Origin of the sequence: Streptomyces sp. 6N223 (genome assembly GCF_052246635.1) — a bacterium.
Taxonomy (GTDB): domain Bacteria; phylum Actinomycetota; class Actinomycetes; order Streptomycetales; family Streptomycetaceae; genus Streptomyces.
The window spans coordinates 52,695-71,145 of the sequence record NZ_JBQQCA010000007.1 but is presented as its reverse complement, the minus strand read 5'-3'; the positions used below and the strand labels follow the sequence as shown (position 1 = coordinate 71,145).

Annotated in this window: 16 protein-coding genes and 1 pseudogene; 10 read left to right on the top strand and 7 right to left on the bottom strand. The window is 74.4% G+C overall.

The features are described 5' to 3' along the window. Positions 1-132 precede the first annotated feature (132 nt). Positions 133-672: an SPW repeat domain-containing protein gene (locus ACTWQH_RS07340; RefSeq protein ID WP_443285535.1), complete on the top strand. Its 540-nt coding sequence runs from the start codon at positions 133-135 to the stop codon at positions 670-672. Between the two features lie 23 nt (positions 673-695). Here ACTWQH_RS07340 and ACTWQH_RS07335 read toward each other — a convergent pair whose 3' ends face one another. After that, the gene (locus ACTWQH_RS07335; RefSeq protein ID WP_443285534.1) at positions 696-3,623 is read right to left on the bottom strand and encodes an AfsR/SARP family transcriptional regulator; all 2,928 of its coding nucleotides are present in this window, start codon (positions 3,621-3,623) and stop codon (positions 696-698) included. A 189-nt stretch (positions 3,624-3,812) separates the two neighbouring features. On the opposite strand from ACTWQH_RS07335, the gene ACTWQH_RS07330 reads away from it, so the two are divergent. From ACTWQH_RS07330 to ACTWQH_RS07305, 6 genes are all read left to right on the top strand, one after another. Beyond that, positions 3,813-4,766 carry an alpha/beta fold hydrolase gene (locus tag ACTWQH_RS07330; RefSeq protein WP_443285533.1) on the top strand — a complete coding sequence of 318 codons (954 nt, stop codon included), beginning with the start codon at positions 3,813-3,815 and terminating at the stop codon, positions 4,764-4,766. Beyond that, positions 4,763-5,290, top strand: coding sequence for a hypothetical protein (locus ACTWQH_RS07325; protein WP_443285532.1), 528 nt, complete (start codon positions 4,763-4,765; stop codon positions 5,288-5,290). The genes ACTWQH_RS07330 and ACTWQH_RS07325 overlap by 4 nt, the downstream gene beginning before the upstream one ends. A 146-nt stretch (positions 5,291-5,436) precedes the next feature. Beyond that, positions 5,437-5,640, top strand: coding sequence for a hypothetical protein (locus tag ACTWQH_RS07320; protein WP_443285531.1), 204 nt, complete (start codon positions 5,437-5,439; stop codon positions 5,638-5,640). A gap of 59 nt (positions 5,641-5,699) precedes the next feature. Then, positions 5,700-6,542 (top strand): hypothetical protein, encoded by an 843-nt coding sequence (locus ACTWQH_RS07315; protein ID WP_443285530.1) that lies wholly within the window; start codon positions 5,700-5,702, stop codon positions 6,540-6,542. Further along, positions 6,539-8,236, top strand: a complete 1,698-nt coding sequence (locus ACTWQH_RS07310) for an ABC transporter ATP-binding protein (protein ID WP_443285529.1) — start codon at positions 6,539-6,541, stop codon at positions 8,234-8,236. The genes ACTWQH_RS07315 and ACTWQH_RS07310 overlap by 4 nt, the downstream gene beginning before the upstream one ends. Continuing rightward, positions 8,233-9,738, top strand: a complete 1,506-nt coding sequence (locus tag ACTWQH_RS07305; protein ID WP_443285528.1) for a phytoene desaturase family protein — start codon at positions 8,233-8,235, stop codon at positions 9,736-9,738. The genes ACTWQH_RS07310 and ACTWQH_RS07305 overlap by 4 nt, the downstream gene beginning before the upstream one ends. 8 nt (positions 9,739-9,746) lie before the next feature. On the opposite strand, the gene ACTWQH_RS07300 is transcribed toward ACTWQH_RS07305, so the two are convergent. After that, a complete protein-coding gene (locus tag ACTWQH_RS07300) occupies positions 9,747-10,232 on the bottom strand; it encodes an AAA family ATPase (RefSeq protein ID WP_443285527.1) in 486 nt (161 codons plus the stop codon). Positions 10,233-10,348: 116 nt separating this feature from the next. Here ACTWQH_RS07300 and ACTWQH_RS07295 point away from each other — a divergent pair, with 116 nt between their 5' ends. Continuing rightward, positions 10,349-10,939, top strand: a complete 591-nt coding sequence (locus ACTWQH_RS07295; RefSeq protein WP_443285526.1) for a lytic polysaccharide monooxygenase auxiliary activity family 9 protein — start codon at positions 10,349-10,351, stop codon at positions 10,937-10,939. 88 nt (positions 10,940-11,027) lie between these two features. Here ACTWQH_RS07295 and ACTWQH_RS07290 read toward each other — a convergent pair whose 3' ends face one another. The 5 genes and pseudogenes from ACTWQH_RS07290 to ACTWQH_RS07270 form a co-directional block, all read right to left on the bottom strand. Further along, on the bottom strand, positions 11,028-12,506 hold the full coding sequence (locus ACTWQH_RS07290; RefSeq protein WP_443285602.1) for a diguanylate cyclase domain-containing protein: 1,479 nt from the start codon (positions 12,504-12,506) through the stop codon (positions 11,028-11,030). Positions 12,507-12,683: 177 nt separating this feature from the next. After that, positions 12,684-13,373 (bottom strand): annotated as a pseudogene (locus ACTWQH_RS07285) (caspase, EACC1-associated type); the annotation flags it as partial. Positions 13,374-13,419: 46 nt separating this feature from the next. Next, a complete protein-coding gene (locus ACTWQH_RS07280) occupies positions 13,420-14,832 on the bottom strand; it encodes an alpha-L-fucosidase (protein ID WP_443285525.1) in 1,413 nt (470 codons plus the stop codon). A gap of 310 nt (positions 14,833-15,142) precedes the next feature. Beyond that, positions 15,143-16,432: an aspartate aminotransferase family protein gene (locus tag ACTWQH_RS07275; protein WP_443285601.1), complete on the bottom strand. Its 1,290-nt coding sequence runs from the start codon at positions 16,430-16,432 to the stop codon at positions 15,143-15,145. A 53-nt stretch (positions 16,433-16,485) separates the two neighbouring features. After that, positions 16,486-16,683, bottom strand: coding sequence for a hypothetical protein (locus tag ACTWQH_RS07270; RefSeq protein ID WP_443285606.1), 198 nt, complete (start codon positions 16,681-16,683; stop codon positions 16,486-16,488). Between the two features lie 142 nt (positions 16,684-16,825). Between ACTWQH_RS07270 and ACTWQH_RS07265 the strand changes: the two genes are divergently transcribed. Together ACTWQH_RS07265 and ACTWQH_RS07260 are read left to right on the top strand one after the other, a co-directional pair. Continuing rightward, complete coding sequence (locus ACTWQH_RS07265; protein ID WP_443285524.1) at positions 16,826-17,566, top strand: hypothetical protein; 741 nt, start codon at positions 16,826-16,828, stop codon at positions 17,564-17,566. 75 nt (positions 17,567-17,641) lie between these two features. Then, a complete protein-coding gene (locus ACTWQH_RS07260) occupies positions 17,642-18,439 on the top strand; it encodes a GntR family transcriptional regulator (protein WP_443285523.1) in 798 nt (265 codons plus the stop codon). Positions 18,440-18,451: the final 12 nt, after the last annotated feature.

Below are 18,451 nucleotides of genomic sequence, written 5' to 3'. Positions count from 1 at the left end.
GCGCTCATGTGGCGGTGACGCGTACATACACCCGACCAATGGCGGTGGCGTTGCGGCGCCCGCCCCCGCTTGCGGCCCGGCGCGCCGCGCCGGAGGCTGGAGGTGAGCACGAGAGGGAGGGCAGGTGCGGTCATGACACTCACGCACTACTCCGGCACGTCGTGGCGCGGCCGGGTGCCGAGGCGGTCCCTCCGGAAGGCGCAGCACGACGAGATCATCGGGCTGTTCATGCTGGTCATCGGCGTGACGCTGTTCGTCGCGCCGTGGGTGGTGGGGACGCCGGACGGCGCGAGGGACGCCCACGTCAACGAGACGGCCGTCGGGCTGGTCATGGTCTTCGTCGCGAGCCACCGCCTGTACGCGGGCGGCGGCTGGCTGTCCGACGTGGTGACGCTGGTGGCGGGGGCCTGGCTGGCCAGCTCGCCGTTCCTGCTGGGCCTCGGCGACACGGTGGTGGGCGAGGCGCGCGTCTTCGACGTCGCCGCCGGCTCGGTGCTGGTCGCGCTGGCGCTGCTGTCGCTGGCGCTGCTGCGCGCCGCGCGCGGCGTGCCCCCGCGCGGCGAGCACCCCAGGCAGGAGGGCTTCGCCACGCACTCCGAGCACCCCGAAATCGCCGGGCCGCCGCCCGCCGGAAGCCGGCCGGAGGCCGAGCGCGGCCGCCGCGCGGCGTAACGGCCGGCGCCGCGCCGCGCCCCTCAGCCGCGCGCCGCTTGGCCCGCGAGGCGGCGCCCCCCGGGCCCCGGTGTGGAGCCCGCCGCGCCGAGCAGCTCCTCCACCCGCCGGGCCCGCTCGGCGCGGTGCTGGACGCGGAGCCGGTCCAGGGCCCGGCGCCAGCACAGCCGGGCCAGGGCGTGCCGGCCCAGGGCCTGGTACGCCTCGCCCAGCCGGACCAGCGCGTCGGCCTCCTCGTACCGGTCGCCGAGCGCCCGCCGCAGCCCCAGCGCGCGGCGGTAGTGGCCGACGGCCTCGGCGTGCCGGCCGGTGCGGGTGGCGAGGTAGCCCAGGCTGTCCCACGCGGACGCCTCGCCCTCCCGGTAGCCGAGCTCCTGGCAGACGGCGAGCGACGCCCGGCAGTTGGCGAGCGCCGCGGCGTACCGCCCCAGCCTGGCCTGGAACCAGCCCAGCGTGTTGAGAGCGTTGGCCGTCCACATGACGTCCCCCAGCGGCCGGTACAGCTCCAGGGAACGCGCCGCGTGCCGTAGCGCGCCCTCGTCGTCGCCGGCGTTCTCCTGGACGGCGGCCAGCGCCTGGTGGGTGTGGGCCTGGTTGAGCGCGTCGCCGGTCTCCTCGAACAGCGCCAGCGCCCGCCGCAGGTGGGGGAGCGGCGCCAGCGGGTCCGGGTCGGCCCGCAGGACGGCCAGGCCCAGCCGCCGGTGCGCCACGGCCCGGTCGAGGGTGGCGTCCGGGCCGGGCAGCCGCCGGACGGCGGCGAGCCCCATCCGGCAGCTCGCCACGCTGTCGTGGATGTGCCCGCGCCGCCAGAAGTACATGTCCGTGCACCACGCCAGCCGCCACGCCTCGCGGTGGCGGCCCGTCTCCAGGGCGAGCCGCTGGACGGGCAGCAGGCTGCCGTGCTCGGCGTCGAACCACGCCATGGCCTCGGCCTGGTCCACCGGCCGGTGCGGCTCGAAGCCCTCCGGGTCGTCGAGAGGCGCCGGAACGCCGTGCGGGTCCAGCAGGGCGTGGCCCGCGGCCGAGGTGTGCGTGAAGTAGCCGATCAGCCGCCCCAGCGCGTCCTCGCGCTCCGCGGCCCGCAGGTCGTGAACGCCCCGGTCGGCGGCGTACAGGCGCACCAGGTCGTGCATGCGGAACCGGCCGGGGGCGTGCTGCTGCACGAGGTGGGCGCCCTCCAGCGTGCGCAGCGAGACCCGCGCCTGGCGGGTGGTGAGCGCGGCCAGGGCGGCGGCCGCGCGCAGGCCGGTGTCCTGGCCGGGGGCGAGGCCGAGGAGCAGGAACAGGCGTGCCGCCGTGGGATCCAGCGCGCGGTGGGAGGAGTCGAACGCCGCGCGCAGGCACGTCGCCAGGTCCCCGGTGTCCAGGGCGTCGAGCCGGGTCTCGGTCTCCCGCAGCTCGGCGGCGAGCTGGGCCAGCGGCAACGCCGGGCTGGCGAGCGCGCGGGCGCCGGCGACGGCGAGGGCGAGCGGCAGCCGGGCACAGGAGGCGACGATGTCGCGCACCGCGTCGGGCTCGGCGGCCACCCGGCTCGCGCTCAGGCGGGAGGTGAACAGCCTCCGGGCCTCGTCGGGGCGGAGCGTGCCGAGCGGCAGCGGCCGGGCGTCCTCCGCGGCGAGCAGCCCGCCGAGCCGGTCGCGGCTGGTGATCAGGACCATGGAGCGGGGCGAGCCCGGCAGCAGCGGGCGCACCTGGTCGGCGTCCCTGGCGTTGTCCAGCAGCACCAGCATCCGCTTGTCGGCCATCAGGCTCCGGTAGAGACCGACCTGGGCCACGGGGTCGGCGGGGACGGCCTTGCCGTCCACGCCGAGGGCGACGAGGAACGCGCGGACCACGGCCTCGGGCTCCACCGGCCCCAGGGCCGGGTCGAAGCCGCGGAGGTCGGCGTGGAGCTGGCCGTCGGGGAAGCGGGACAGGCTGTCGTGGCCCCAGCGCAGCGCGAGCGAGGTCTTGCCGATGCCGCCGACGCCGCAGATCACGGTGATCGCCATGCCGGTCCCGGCCGCGGGCAGCGCGTCCGTCAGCGCGGCGAGTTCGGCCTCGCGCCCGATCAGCTGCCGGGGCGGGGGCGGCAGCTGCCGGGGCACCGGCCCGGCGGTGGCGGCGGGTTGCCGGGGCGCCTCGCCGACGGCGGGGGAGCGGACCGCCGCCCCAGACTCCGCCCCGGCCCCGGAGGCGGCGCCGGCGCGGGCCTCGGCGGCCGGCGGTCCGGCGAGCGCAGGGTCGGCGTTCAGGATGCGCCGGTGCAGCCGCCGCAGCTCCGGCGCCGGGTCCGTGCCCAGCTCCTCGGCCAGGTCGCGCCGCACCCGGTCGTAGCAGGCCAGCGCGTCGGCGGCGCGTCCGTCGCGGTAGAGCGCCAGCATCAGCTGCGCGGCCAGGCGCTCGTTCAGCGGGTGCTGCGCGGCGCGCTCCCGCAGCTCCGCGAGCAGCCTGCCCTGCCGCCCCTGGCGCAGCAGCAGGTCGTTGCGGTCCAGCTCCGCGGCGAGCCGCTCCTGGTGCAGGGTGTCGCGCAGGTCGTTCAGCCAGGGCGTGTCGAGCGACGCGAACGCCTCGCCCCGCCACAGCGCGAGCGCCTGCTCCCTCAGGGCCGTGGCCCGCCCGGCGTCGCCGTCGGCACGCCGCGCCTCGGCGATCAGGCCGCGGAACCGGTGCAGATCGACCATCGCCCCCTCGAGGCTCAGGACGTAGCCGCCCGGGCGCCGCGCGATGCGCACCTGCTCGTGGGAGAGCGCGGTGCGCAGGCGGGAGAGGTAGCTGTAGAGCGCCTGGCGCGCGCCGCGCGGCGCGCGCTCGCCCCACACCCGGTCGGCGAGCCGGTCCAGCGGCACCACGCGGTTGGCGTCGACCAGCAGCCCCACCAGCACGCACTGCCGCCGCACGTGCCCCAGATCCACCGGGGAGCCGTCGATCCGCGCCTCGACGTCCCCGAGCACCGTGAACTCAACAGCCATCCGCCTCAGGCTCCGTTTCCCCCGGCATCCCCGTCGTCCCTCAGCGCCGCCGTCGCCCGCGTTTCCGCAGCTCGGCGCCGGATTCAACGTTCGTACAAGGAACTCGCAGACCTGTCACGGGAATGTCATGGCATCACGACGGGGGCGGTCAACCCGGACCCTGCCAGACACCAGACAGGAGAGCGGAGGATGAAGACGATCTCTGTGGAACGCCAGTTCGCCCTCGGGGTCGGTGGGCTGCTCGCGGGCGGCATCGCCCGAGGCGCGTGGACCCGGCGGCGCGGCACCCGGGACCGCCGGGCGGACTACGAGGTGATCGAGCGCCCCGGCGGCGGCCGGGTGGAGGTCGACGCCCACCGCCCCGCGGGGGCCCGGCTGGGCGTCATCTTCTCCAACGGCCTGGGGGCGCCCCACGAGGAGTGGGCGTGGGTGTGCGCGCACCTCCCCGAGGACGTGGCCTACCTGAAGTACCACCGCCCGGGATACGGCCTGAGCAGCCGCGCCAGGCGCACCGGCGCCCCCGGCGGCGGCGCCGCCGAACAGTTCACGCTGATCGACGAGTTGCGGGACCGCTGCCTCGGCAACCTGCCGGTCGTGCTGGCCGGCCACTCCCTCGGCGGCTACCTGGCCGCGGCGTACGCGGCGCGCCGCCCCGGCGAGGGAATCTCCCACGTCGTGCTGGTCGACGCCACCACCATCGAGGACCTGGTGCGCTGCCGTGGCGAACTGTCGGACCGGTGGACCCGCCAGCACCTGGTGATGGAGTGGCTGTGGGCCGGCCTGGGGCTCAACATCGCGCGCCCCATGTCGCGGATGCGCGAGGGTTACCCCGAGGAGATCCGGGACGCCTTCACGGCGTTCCAGGCGCGGCCGGGCAGCTGGGCCACGGCGCTGCGCGAGTACCGGGAGGCGTTCTCCTATCCCGCGGTCGGCAGGCTCGACGTGCCGCTGCACGTGGTGACCGCCGTGAACGGGCTGGCCGACATCCGGGCCCACGCCGAGTCGCAGCGCTCGCTGCTGGAGCTGTCGGACCGGGCCACCCAGCACCTCGTCGACGGCAGCGACCACGTGCAGGTGGTCTCCGAGGAGGTCAACGCCAAGACCATCGCCGAACTCATCGTCACCGGAGGTGATGCCGCATGAAGCGCGACGACCTGGTGCACGCCGCGGTCGGCACCGCGCTGGCCGCCTGGCTCGTCGCCACCGCCGCCAACCAGCTGCCCGACAGCCGCTTCGACCGGAAGCTGCGCGTCCCCACCCCCAACTGGCGCTTCTTCGGGCCGAACCCGGGCGTCAAGGACACCCACCTGCTCTACCGGGACACGGTCGGCGAGCGGCCGACCGACTGGACGGAGATCGAGGTGACGGGCGACCGGCCCTGGTACGCCCTGGCGTGGAACGCGAAGAACCGCGCGCCCAAGGTGCTGTTCGACACGACGCAGGTGATCGTCCGCGCCGCCGGCAGGTGCCAGGGCGACATGGCGGTCATGCGGCACAGCCCGGGATACCTGGTGCTGGAGCGGTACCTGCGCGCACACGTGCCGCACGCGCCGGGAGCCACGAGCACGCAGTTCATGCTGCTCAACTCCAACCCGGTGGACGCGACCGAACAGCGCGCCGTGGAGCCCACCTTCGCCTCCGAGTGGATCCCCCTCCCGCCGCGGTGAACGCGCTCGGCCGGGCGCCGCATCGTCGAAGCCGAAGCACACGGCGTTCGTCCTCGACCATGCCGCCTCCAGCCGAACAGGCGGCCGGCGCCGCCTCGCCGGTGGAGACCCACATCCGACTCTCCGCCCCTCGAAGGAGGTGAAACATGTCTTCTGTTGCGCAGTTCGCCAACCAGTCCCTGTCCGAGGTCACCCCCGGCATGCTGTCCGTCTCGGACGCCGACCGGTCCCCGGTCGGCGGGCCCGAGCTCCCGGTGCTCATCTGCCCGGCGGCGGCGTTCGTCGCGTTCACGGTCGCCACGCTGGAGCTGGCCGACCAGATCCGGGACGCGGTCAACACCGACTACTGATCCCGATCACCGCGCCATCAGCACGGCGGGCCGACCCGTCAAAGCCCCGAGGAGTTGTTGTGATCAGCCCTGAAACCGCCCACGTCGCCGTGCGCCGCGTCGCCTCGCTGGGCACGTTCGTCGCGGCGCTCGAAATGCTCAGCCAGCACCGGCGCTTCGGCAAGGACGACCTGCTGGGACCCCAGTGGGACGCCTTTCGCACGAAGGCCGCCGCCCGCCACCCCCGGCTCGCCCGCGTCCTGAAGTCCAAGGCCGTGCCCGTCGCGGCGTACGCCATGCAGGCCGGCGCGTCGGCGGCGACCTTCCTGTGGCCGCGCAACCGCGCGGTGCAGGCCGTCGGCGGCGCCGCCCTGGCGTCGATGCGCGGCACCCAGCGGCGATGGAGCCCCCTCGGCGGCGACGGCGCCGACGAGATGCAGAACGTCATCAACGTGGTGCTGGCCGCCACCGCGCTGATCGACGACCGTGACAAGGGCGTCGACCTCGCCATGCGGGCGCTGGCGCTGGAGACCACGATGGCCTACGTCGCCTCCGGCGTCGTCAAGGCCGTCTCGCCGGTCTGGCTGAAGGGTGACGCCTTCGCCGGCATCATTCGCACCAGGAACTACGGCGACCAGCGGGTCTACCGCATCGTCGCCAGGCACCCGGCGCTCTCCAAGGCCGTCTCGTGGGGCACCATCGCCGCCGAGCTCGGCTTCCCCCTGGTGTTCGTGCTGCCCCGGCCCGCCGCCCGGCTCTACCTGGCCGCGATGGCCGGCTTCCACCTGGGGATCGGCCAGTTCATGGGCCTCAACAGGTTCGTCCTCGCCTTCTGCGCCACCCACCCCGCGGTGGACTACGTGCTCGCCCGGCGCGCCTCCGCCCCCTCGGCAGGCTCCGCCCGCCGGAAGGAGCTGCCGTGAGCGTCTGGGGCATCGCGCGGCGGCACCTGGCGCTGCTGCTGCTCGGCATCGGGCTCGGCGTGCTCGGCGCCGCCGCCGCCCTGATCCAGCCGCTGGTGATGCGGGAGATGATCCAGGCCGTCTCCGAGAACCGCGCCCTGGCCGGCCCCATCGTGCTGGCCGTCGCCATGTTCGCCGCCGAGGCCGCCCTGACGGCCGCCCGCGCCTACACCATCGGCCGGGCCGGAGAGAACGTCGTCTTCGACATCCGGCAGACCCTCACCCTCCGGCTGCTGCGCGCCCGGCTCCCGGCGTACGAACGCTGGGATCAGGGCGACGTGTTCACCCGCCTGGTCACCGACACCTCGCTGGCCCGGGTCTCCCTCACCCAGGCGCTGGCCCAGATCGTCACCAGCGGCTTCACGGTCGTCGGCGGCATCGTGATGATGGCCTGGCTCGACCCGCTGATGCTCGCCGCCACCCTCGGCTGCCTCGGCACGGCCGCGGCGGTCTCGCTGTTCCTGGGCCGGCGGCTGCGCGCCGCGTCCCTGGTCAACCGGAGGGACAGCAGCGTCCTGGGCTCCGCGATCATCCGCGTCCTGGGGGCCCTGCCGACGGTGAAGGCCTCGCGCGCCGAGGGGCGCGAGAGCGAGCGCATCGACGGACTCGCGCACCGCGCGCGCCGCTCCGGCATCCGCGCGTCGGCGCTGTCGGCGCTGCTGACGCCCGCCATGAACACCGGCAGCCAGGTCGCCATGACCGTCGCCACCGTGTGGGGCATGTCCCGGGTCGCCACCGGCGAGATGTCGCCGGCCGACATGACCTCGTTCATGATGTACCTCTTCTACCTGGTGGCGCCGCTGGTGCAGCTGTTCATGGCGATCGCCCAGTTCCAGCAGGGCCGGGCGTCGATCGACCGCGTCGGCGAGCTCGGCACCATCGAGCAGGAGGACCCCGCCCGCGGCGTCATCGCCGCCTTCCGCGGCCACCACCTCGCCTTCGACCGGGTGACCTTCGCCTACCCGCGCGCCGACGCCCCCGCCCTGAACGAGGTGTCCTTCACCGTCCCCGAACGCGGCCTCACCGCCATCATCGGCCCTTCCGGCGCGGGCAAGAGCACCGTCTGCCAGCTCGTCGAACGCCTCCACGACCCGGACTCGGGCGCCGTCCGCATCGGCGGCGTGGACGTCCGCTGGCTGCGACTCGAGCAGCTGCGCTCGCTGGTCGGCTACGTCGACCAGGACCACACCCTGCTGCGCGGCACCATCCGCGAGAACCTCACCTATGCCAGCCCGCGCGCCAGCGAGCGCGACATCGCCGACGTCCTGGGCCTGGCCCACCTCACCGACGTCGTGCGCGCCCTGCCCCACGGCCTCGACACCGAGCTGGGCGAGCGCGGCGCCGGGCTCTCCGGCGGCCAGCGCCAGCGCCTGGCCGTCGCCCGCGCCCTGCTGCAACGCCCCCGGATCCTGCTGCTGGACGAGGCCACCGCCAACCTCGACGGCGAGTCGGAGGCCGCCCTGCGCGCCACCCTCGCCGCCGTCTCCCGCCGCTGCGCCGTCGTCGCCATCACCCACCGCCTCGCCACCATCGAGCAGGCGCGGAAGATCATCGTCCTCGACCGGGGCACCGTCGCCACCACCGGCGTCCACGCCGACCTCGTGAAGATCAACCGCCTCTACAACCGGCTCGCCGACCGCCGGGAGGCCGCGTGAGCGGCGTGCACCGCGTGCACCGCGCGGCAGCGCCCGACGCCGTCGTCGTCGGCACCGGCCCCAACGGGCTGGCCGCAGCCGTCACACTCGCCCGAGCCGGGCTGCGCGTGGAACTCTTCGAGGCGCGCGACACCATCGGCGGCGGGCTGCGCACCGAGCCCCTCTTCGATGGCGACGTGGTCCACGACATCTGCTCCGCGGTCCACCCGCTGGCCCTGGCCTCGCCGTTCTTCACCGCGTTCGGCCTCGCCGCCCGCGGCGTGGTGTTCATGCGCTCCCCGGCCGCCTACGCCCACCCGCTCGACGGCGCGCCCTCCGCCGTGGCGTACCAGGATCTGGAGCGCACCTGCGCGGGGCTGGGCGCCGACGGGCCCCGCTGGCGCGGCCTCATGCGGCCGCTGCTCGACCACAGCGAACGCCTCGTCGAGCTCCTCATGACCGGCCCCGCGTCCCTGCCGAGGGCCCTGCCGAAAGCCCTGGGATCGCCCGCCGCCGCGCTGACGCTGGCGCACCGCCTGCTTGTCCACGGAACGCCCCTGGCCAGCCGCCGGTTCGGCGGCGAGGCGGCCCGCGCCCTGCTCGCGGGCGTCGCCGCACACGGCGTGGGGCGCCTGCCCAGCCTCCCCTCCGCCGCCGTGGCCCTGCTGCTGGGCCACCTGGCGCACCGGTCCGGCTGGCCCCTCCCGCGCGGCGGCAGCGCCCGCATCGCCGACGCCCTCGCCGCCGACATCGCCGACCACGGAGGCGTCATCCACACCGGGGCCGCCATCACCCGCCTCGACCAGCTGCCGACCGCCAGGGCGATCCTCCTCGACGTCGCGCCCAAGGGGCTCCTCGGGATCGCGGGCGACCGGCTGCCCGCCCGCTACCGCGCCCGCCTCGGCCGCTTCCGCCACGGGCCCGCCGCCGCCAAGGTCGACCTCCTCGTCTCCGAGCCCATCCCGTGGACCGACCCCGAGACGGCGAACGCCACCACGGTCCACCTCGGGGGCACGCAGGCCGAGGTGTACCGCGCGGAGACGCTGGCCGCCCGGTCCATCGCCGCCGACCGGCCGTTCGTCCTGCTCGTCGACCCGGCCGTGGCCGACCCGGGCCGGGCCCGCCCGGGCAAACGCCCGGTGTGGGCGTACGCCCACGTGCCCAACGGCTCCACCGCCGACCCCTACGAGGCGGTCCGGGCCCGCGTGGAGCGCCACGCGCCGGGCTTCACCGACACCGTCATCGCGCACCGGAGCGTGGCCGCGGCCGACTTCGAGCGCTACAACCCCAACTACGTCGGCGGCGACATCGCGGCCGGGGCCATGACCCTCCGCCAGAGCCTCGCCCGGCCCGTCGCCCGCCTCGACCCCCACCGCACGCCGCTGCCGGGCGTCTACCTGTGCTCGGCGTCCACCCCGCCCGGCCCCGGCGTGCACGGCATGTGCGGGCACCTGGCCGCCCTGTCGGCGCTGCGCCGCGAGTTCGGCGTCCGCACCCCGCCCTCGCTGGCGCCGCGGCGGTAGGCGGAACCTCAGCGCCGCCCCGCCAGCGCCGCGAGCCGGTCCACGGTCTCGGTCACCGGCCGCCGGGTGTCGATCTCCACGGTGGCCGAAGCGCGCAGCAGGGGCTCGACCCCGGCCGTGTCCGCCACGATCCTGGCGCGTTCCTCGGCGGACTTCCCGAAGGGATTCGCGGCGCGGGTGGCGATGCGTTCGAGCGTCACCTCCAGGGGAGCGCTGAGGAGAACGATCTCGTCGAAGCGGGAGTGGAACGCCACCTGGTTCCGCACCGTGCCCGCGATGAACAGCGGCTCGCCGGAGCGCTCGTGCTCCGCGATCAGCGCGTCGATCAGCTCCTCGCGCCACAGCGTCTCGACCCCGCCGCCGTCGGGGAAGGGGATCTCCCGCATCCAGCCCCCGACGTCGGTGTCCACCACCCGGTACCCGCGCCGCGCCAGGCCGTCCAGCGCCGTCGACTTCCCGGTGCCGGACATGCCCGTCACCAGGATCACCGCCACACGCTCAGCATAGCCGTCATTGGTATGGACATGACGACCACGGCGCCGGTACCGTCGAGGGTGGTCTAGACCGCAGCTCGTTCTCTCTCAACCCCCACACCCTCCGGGAGCGAAGCATGCGCAAGAAGATCGCCGCCGCCGTCGGCACGGGACTGGCCCTGGCCTCGGTTCTCGCGACGAGCGGCCCGGCTCAGGCACACGGCTACACCACCACACCCACCAGCCGCCAGTCGTTCTGCGCCCAGGGCGCGGTGAGCGGCTGCGGCGAGATCGTCTACGAGCCGCAGAGCGTCGAAGGCCCGAAGGGATTCCCGCAGGCGGGCCCGCCGGACGGCCAGATCTGCTCGGCCGGCAACACGCGGTTCGCGCAACTCGACGACCCGCGCGGCGGCTCCTGGCCGGCCACGGACCTCACCGCGGGCGGCACCTACTCCTTCGACTGGACGTTCACGGTCGGGCACAGCACCAGCGACTTCCAGTACTTCCTCACCAACGACTCCTACGACCCCGGCCAGCCGCTCACCCGCGCCGACCTGCGGCCGGAGCCGTTCCTGACCGTGCCGATGGATGGCGCGCAGCCCGGCCAGACCGAGAGCCACGAGGGCACCCTGCCCGGCGGCCTGTCCGGACGCCACCTCATCCTGGCCGTCTGGAACGTGGCCGACACCGGCAACGCCTTCTACGCCTGCTCGGACGTGCAGTTCTGAGCCGCGGCGCCGTGTGATCGTCGTCGGTACCCGTGTGCGGAGCGGCGAACCAGCGTGCGTACTCGGCGATCTCCGGCCGCCGTCCGGCTCAGCCCACCCGCGCCGTCGACATGTAGGCGTCCTCGACGGCGGCGCGCAGGGTCTCGTCGGCCGGGGTGCCGCAGTGGGCCCAGCTCACGCCGACCAGGGCGGTCACCGGCACGTCCCGGCCGTCGAGCGCCATGGGCGCCGCCAGCAGCCTGCCCAGGCGGTCGGCCAGATCTGCGGCCCCGGCCCGGCTCACGCCCTCGACGAGGATGACGAACTCGTCGCTCCCGAGTCGGGCGAGGGTGTCGTCGTCCCGGACCCCGTCGGCGAGCCGCCGCGCGACCTCGATCAGCACCGCGTCGCCGACACGGTGTCCGTGCTGGATGTTGATCGACTTCAGGCCGACCACGTCGCAGAAGATGACGGCAAGGCCCGTGCCGTCGCCGAACTCGGCCTCCGGAAGCTGGACGTGCTCGTGGCGTTCGTCCGGCGGGGCGTCGTACGGCGCGTCGCAGATCCGGCCGCCGAGGCGGGCGCGCAGCTCGGTGCCGTTGAGGAGGCTGGTGAGCGGGTCCTCGCTGAGGCGGCGGGCCAGCCACAGCTCGCGCTGCTTGCGCTCCTCGATGTCCTCGACGTACGTCAGCAGCATGTGCGGGCCGTTGGCGGCGTCGGCGACGACCGAGTTGCGTAGCGAGACCCACACGTAGGAGCCGTCGCGGCGCTTCAGCCGCAGCTCGGCGCGCCCGCCCTCGGCGGCGGTCCGCAGCAGCACGGGCGCGTCGTCGGGGTGCACGAGGTCGGCGAAGCTGTACCGCCGCAGCAGCGCCGCCGAACGCCCCAGCAGCCTGCACAGCGCGTCGTTGACGCGGAAGAGGCGGCCGTGGCTCTCGCCGCCGACCTCCGCGATGGCGATGGCGCCCGGGGCGTACTCGAACGCCTGCCGAAAGTCCTCCTCGCTGGCGCGCAGGGCCTGCTGCTCCTGCTCCAGCCTGATCAGAGCGCGCTGCATGTTGCCGCGCAGACGGGTGTTGGTGATGGCCGTCGCGGCCTGCGAGGCGTAGAGCCGTAACGCCGCGCGCTCCCAGTCTCCCGGGCGGCGGCCGTCGCGGGGCGCGTCCAGTTCCAGCACCGCCAGCAGCTCGCCGTCGGAGGCATGCATCGGGGCGTAGAGCCGGTCACCGGCACGCCACGGGCCGCCGGAGCGTCGCGCGTCCTCCTGGACGCCGTGGGACCGTCGGCTGACGGCCGGGACGAAGCGCAGCTCGCGCCAGTGTTCGCCCTTCGACATCTGGCGTTCCCAGGACTCGCGGGAACTGGTGCGTCCGGCCAGCGTCGCCTCGGCGTCCTCGCCGCCCGCCACCGCCGCGACCATCAGGTTCGCGTCCGGCCTGACGAGATGGACCACCGCGAGGCCGTAGCCCAGGGCACCGACCGCGCCGTCCGCGATCGCCTGCAACGTGTCCGCCATGCTGCGCGGCGCACCGAGCTGCGCGACGGCGTCGTGCACCTCCGCCAGGCTCGCCAGCCGGACGTACGGCACCGTCCCCGCCCCGCCGTCGGCCGGGCGGACGTCCCGCGCCCGGGCCGGCGAGCCGGGGCCGGCCACCTTGCCGGCCGCCACGGGCGGCGTGTACGCCCGGTTCGGGGCGAACGGGAAGCTGCCGAGCCGGTCGCGGCACAGCCGGTGCGGCGCGGGGCGTCCCTTCGCGCTGAGCTCGACGCGCAACTGCTTGAAGATGGTGTCCAGGTCGAGAAACTCGTCGTCCTCGCTGGGAACGCCGTACTCCAGCAGCCGCACCAGCTCGCCGGTGAAGGCGGTGAACGGCTCCTCCGGCGGGGACAGCGCGGCGGCGTTCTCCGCGCTCGCGGCCAGCAGGAAGGTGCCCTGGACCGCCAGGTCGGCCTCGGCGGACTGCACCCCGAACGCCCTGGCGCTGTAACAGCAGTCGAGGACGACGACCTTCCGCGCGGCGCGGCTGGACTCGACGGCCCAGCGGATCCACTCGTACGGCGCCGCCGTGTCGTGCACGGACTCGCCGTCGCTGTCCGCGACCGCCAGGTGCAGCTGCCCGGTCTTCGGCTCGATCAGGCCGTGCCCGGCGTAGTAGATGAGCAGCGTGTCCGTGGCGTCGTGGGCCGCCTCCCAGACCGGCTTGCTCAGCTCCCGAGGCGTGACCGGATTGCGCACCACGGTGCAGTGTCCGTCCGGGAGTTGCCATGTCTTGCCGGTGAAAAGCCCGCTGAGGGCGGACAGGTTGTTCTCCACGGCGGGCAGGGCGGCCAGCGACGCGAAGTCGTGCGTACCGGTGAACACGGCCCGCGACGCCCGCGGGTCCGGCAGTCCTGTCACTCCGTCTCCCGATCTCACCGCCGGGCCGCGAGGCGTGACCCGAGGGCGTATCAGCATAGAACGCCAGTGCGGCGTGACGGGGATGCGGCGGGACGCGGACAGCTCACCTCGAGCCGGCCGCCCGCGGCATGCCCTCGACCTCGACGAGCACCACGGAGTCGGCGGCGTCGGGCGCCTCGGCCGGGACCGTGACGTTCAGGGTGCCGCCGGCGGTGGCGTGGTCCAGCGGCGTGCCGGGGGCGGACAGCAGCGAGACGCGGCGGACGGCGTTGGCGGGCTGCGGGATGCGCAGCACGCCGTCGGCCGGCCAGGCGAAGACGTGGGCGAAGAGCTTGCCGTCCTTGGCCGTGAGGCGGCCCCACTCGGGCTCGGAGGCGAAGGGGCTGCCGAGCGTGCCGTGGACGCTGTCGGCGTTGGCGGCCATCCAGGCGGCGAAGCCGTCGAGGACGGCGACCGAGCCCTCGGGGACGGCGCCGTCGCCGCGCGGGCCGATGTTGAGCAGGTAGTTGCCGTCGCGGGAGACGACGGTGACCAGCTCCTGGACGAGGGTGGGCACGGAGCGGTAGTTGCTCTCGGCCCAGTCGGTGTAGCCCCAGGTGCCGTTCATGGTGGCGCAGGTCTCCCATGGCCGCTCCAGCGGCGCCGCGGGCACGGTCTGCTCCGGGCAGTCGAAGTCGCCGAGGCCGAAGCCGCGCTTGACGCGCTCGTTGACGACGATGTCGGGGCTGCGGGACAGCAACCAGTCGTAGAGGTCGCGGCCGTCGGCCTCGATCCACCACTCGTCCAGGGTGGGGGAGGAGGGGCTGCCGCACCAGTCGCCGTCGAACCACAGGATCGCCGGGTCGTACCGGTCGATCAGCTCCCGCAGCTGCGCCTTCATGTCCGTGATGTACGCCGCGCGAGCCTGAAGCGACGCCATGCGGGAGAAGCTGCCCTGCATGGTCTGCGAGGGGTGGCACCAGTCGAGGATCGAGTAGTAGAGGCCGAAGGCGACGCCGCGCTGCTCGCACTCGGCCTTCAGCCGGCCGAGCAGGTCGCCGCCGGCGTAGCCGCTGTAGGCGTACAGGTTGTACAGGCTGCCGCCGGTGGTGTCGGTGAAGCTGGGGACCCGGGAATCCCACATGGCGTAGCCCTCGTGGTGCTTGGCGGTGATGACCAGGTACTTCATCCCGGCGTTGGCGGCGAGCTCGGCGATGGCGGCGGGGTCGTAGGCGGTGGGGTTGAAGGGCCGGGAGACCTCGGTCTGGTAGTCGGCCTTGGTCCAGCCCTCCTGGTTGAAGGCCCATTCGCCGTGGCCCAGGTGGGAGTAGGAGCCGAAGTGGATGAACATGCCGAACCGGGCCTCGTACCACCACCGCTGGCGGGCGGGCACCTCGTACGCGGCGGAGGCGGTGGCGGGCCACAGCGCCTGCGGTACGCCGAAGGCGGCGGCCGCGCCGGCGAGGGTGGCGGCGCCGAGGAGGGAGCGCCGGGTGGGGGTGTGGGTGGGGCGCGAGGGGGGTGTGGGGGAGGACATGGGTTTGGGTGTAACGCCGCTTCCGAGGGCTGTCCAGGGGGCGCGTCGGTCGCCGTCGCGGGTTCCGGGCAGGCCCCTTGCCCGGGGTGGGTGGTGCTGTCCGGCCGGTCAGCCGGGGGCGCGGCCCCCGCCCGAGCCGCTGCGCGTGCCGGGAGACCGGAAAACCTCCGGAGGATGCCGGAAAGCGTCGGACGGCGACAACCCGTCAGCCACCTGCGGCGACTGCGATGCGAAGGAAGTCGTCGCGTGGGGCGGAAGGCGGCCGCTGCAGCAGGAGTGGAGCCCGCCCGGTGCCGCGCGGCCGGCGCGCTCACGTCAACGCCGTCGCCGCCTCGGCCAGCGCGCGGCCCAGCATCTCCGCGCCCTCCTCGGCCTCGGCGGCCGTCAGCGTCAGCGGCGGCGCGATGCGCAGCGCGGTGCCGCCCGGGCCCGCGCCCTTCCCGATGAGCAGCCCCTGCTCGCGGGCGGCCTCCAGCACCAGCGAGGCCGCCTCGGCGCTGGGCTCGCCGCTGCCCGGCCGGACCACCTCCACCCCGATCATCAGGCCCCGGCCGCGCACCTCGCGGACGATGTCCACGCCCGCGGCCGCCTCCCGGACGCGATCCCTCAGCAGCGCGCCGACGCGCCGGGCGTTGCCCTGGAGGTCGTGTTCGAGGAGATAGCCGAGGTTGGCGAGCCCGGCAGCCATGGTGACGGGGCTGCCGCCGAAGGTGGACACGGAGTTGACATCCAGGCAGTTCATGACCTCGGCGCGGGCCACGACGCCGCCCACGGACATGCCGTTGCCGATGCCCTTGGCGAAGGTCAGCATGTCCGGCGGGCCCGCGGCGGCGTGCGCCTGCCAGCCCCAGAAGTGGTCGCCGGTGCGGCCCCAGCCGGTCTGCACCTCGTCGCTGATCCACAGGATGCCGTGCTCGGCGAGCACCTCGCGGAAGGCGGCGAACAGCCCGTCGGGTCCCGAGGTGAAGCCGCCGACGCCCTGGACCGGCTCGGCGATCAGCGCGGCGACGTTGCCCCGGGTCTGCGCCAGCGTGTCCCGCAGGTCCGCGACGCAGGCGGCGATGAACTCCTCGTCCCCCAGGCCCGCGAACGGGCCGCGGTGGCGTACGCCGCCGTGCAGGTAGAACGTGCGCAGCGGGGACAGGCTCGTCGCCGCCCAGGAGGCGTTCCCCGTGATGCCGATGGCGGCGAAGGACCGGCCGTGGTAGCTGTTGCGCATCGCCAGCACCTGGTTGGAGCCGCGGTGCGCCGTGGCCAGCAGCAGCGCCGTGTCGTTCGCCTCGGTGCCGGAGGTGGTGAAGAAGACCCGGCCGTCGGGGATGCCGGACAGCGCGGCGATCCGCTCGGCCAGCTCGGTCATCGGGCGGTTGAGGTAGAGGGTGGAGGTGTGCAGGATCCGCCCGGCCTGCTCGGCGACCGCCTTCGTCACCTCCGGCAGGGCGTGGGCGGTCATGGTGGTGAGGATGCCGCCGAAGAAGTCCAGGTAACGCCGCCCCTCGGCGTCCCAGACGTGGCGGCCCTCGCCGTGGGTGATCTCGATGGGCCGGTCGTAGTAGAGCGCGAGCCAGTCCGGCAGCACCACCCGCTGGCGGGCGAGCAGCTCCTCGTGCGGACCCTGGGGCCCGGGCCCGGGCCCGGGCCCGGGCGCGGCGTTCACGGCCGCACCAGCGCGTCGTAGGCGTCCGGCCGGCGGTCGCGGCCGTAGAAGTCGTTGTCTCCGTACGGCTCGGAGCCGACGCGGCAGATGTACACGCCGGTCCGGCCCGCGGCGGTGTCGGAGACCGGCCAGCCCAGGTTGGCCAGGGCCTGGACGAGCGCGGCCCGCACCACGTCGGTCTGTGCATCCGGCATGAGCTGCTCCCTGACACGCGTAGACGTGCTGTGACCGTAGGAGCCGTCACCCAACGTGGCAAGAGCATCCGCGTAACGTCGCCGATTCCGTCAGGTTTCCTGATCTGTCGGCCGCCCCGCCGCGCCGGTAGGCTCCCCGGCCATGGATGACGACCTGCTCACCCTCCTCATCGCGGTGGCGACGACCGCCGTGGCCGCCCTCGTCCTCGGCTGGATGGTGCGGAGCTACTTCTACGACCGCGCGCTGCGCCGCCTGCAGGACTTCTTCGGGCTGCCGGACAACTCCGAATGCGTGCTGGTCGTCAGCCGCGACACCACCGCCGACGGCTCGGTGGCCCGCAACGACGTCTTCGCGCTGCTGGAGCTGTCCGCGGTCGTCAAGAACTGCCGGGCCAAGGCGCAGATCATATCGGGCGAAAGCGCCCAGCAGAGTTTCGGTGAGCGCACCGAGTTCTGCATCGGCGGCCCTGTCGCGAACCGGCGGATGGCCGCCCACCTGTACTCGCTGCTGCCCGGTGTCGCGGTGAACACCGACACCGATCCCGGGCCGGACCGGGGGGCGTTCGTCATCGGCAGCGAGCGCTACCGGCTGGAGAACGGCTCGGTGGAGCACGTGCTCCTGGCGCGCCTGACGGCCGGACAGGAGGGCCGTCCGGTCTTCCTCGCCTGCGGGCAGCGGTCGATCACTCAGCAGGCCGCCGCCCGCTACCTCGCCAAGCACCACACGCGCCTGGCCCGCAAGTACGGCTCGGGCGGCAACTTCTGCCTGCTGCTGAAGGTCGTCAACTCGCAGGCGTACGGCCCGGACGTGGTCGAGCTGGTCAAGGACGTGACGAAGGCCGCCACCACGCCGCAGCCCAAGCTCACCGCAAAGGATCTTTGACATCGTTGACGCGGTGTGACCTGGTAGCCGCTGACGGGTACGTACGGCAGTGAGTCGTGCGGAAGGGAGACGGGGATGGGCGACGCCCGGCCGGTGTACCAGCGGATCGCGGATGACCTGCGGCAGCAGATCGACGAGGGGATGCTCCGAGTGGGGGCGCGGCTGCCCTCGCGCGCCGAGCTGAAGAGGACGTACGCGGCGAGCGATCAGACGGTGGACCGGGCGGTGCGGGTGCTGAAGGCCGCCGGGTACGCCACCGGGCTGTTCGGCAAGGGGGTGTTCGTCAGCGACCGCGCGCCGATCGGCTCGCTGCTGCGTTCCACCGACGCCGTGGACAGCCCGCTGGCCGCCCGCGTCAGCCTCGGACGGCGGGACGGGGCCGGCGGCGGGGGGAGGGCGAACGGCTCGTCCCCGGGCGGGCCGGACCTGGTGTGGGAGGCCACCTCGACGACGACCGTGGCGCCGCCGCTGATCGCCGAGCGGCTCAGGCTGCGCCCCGGGGACCGGGTGATGTGCACCCAGTACGAGTACCTGGCCGACCGGCGCCCGCTGCAGCTGGCCACGAGCTGGGAGCCGCTGGCCCTCACCGAGGGCACCGACGTGGCGTTCCCCGAGCGCGGCCCGTACGCGCGCCGGGGCGTGCGGGGGCGTTTCGCGGCGATCGGCATCCGCGTGGTGCGGGCCCGGGAGTCCGTGGCCTCGCGGCCCGCGACCAGCCCCGAGGCGGAGGCGCTGGGCTGCTCGCCGGGGCAGTGTGTGACGGCCGTGGAGCGCACCCACTACGACGCCGACGACCGCCCGGTGGAGACCTCGGACACGGTGGTGCCCGGCGACCGGTGGCGCCTGGAGTACGCCATCACCTTCGGCGAGTAGCGGCGGTGGAAG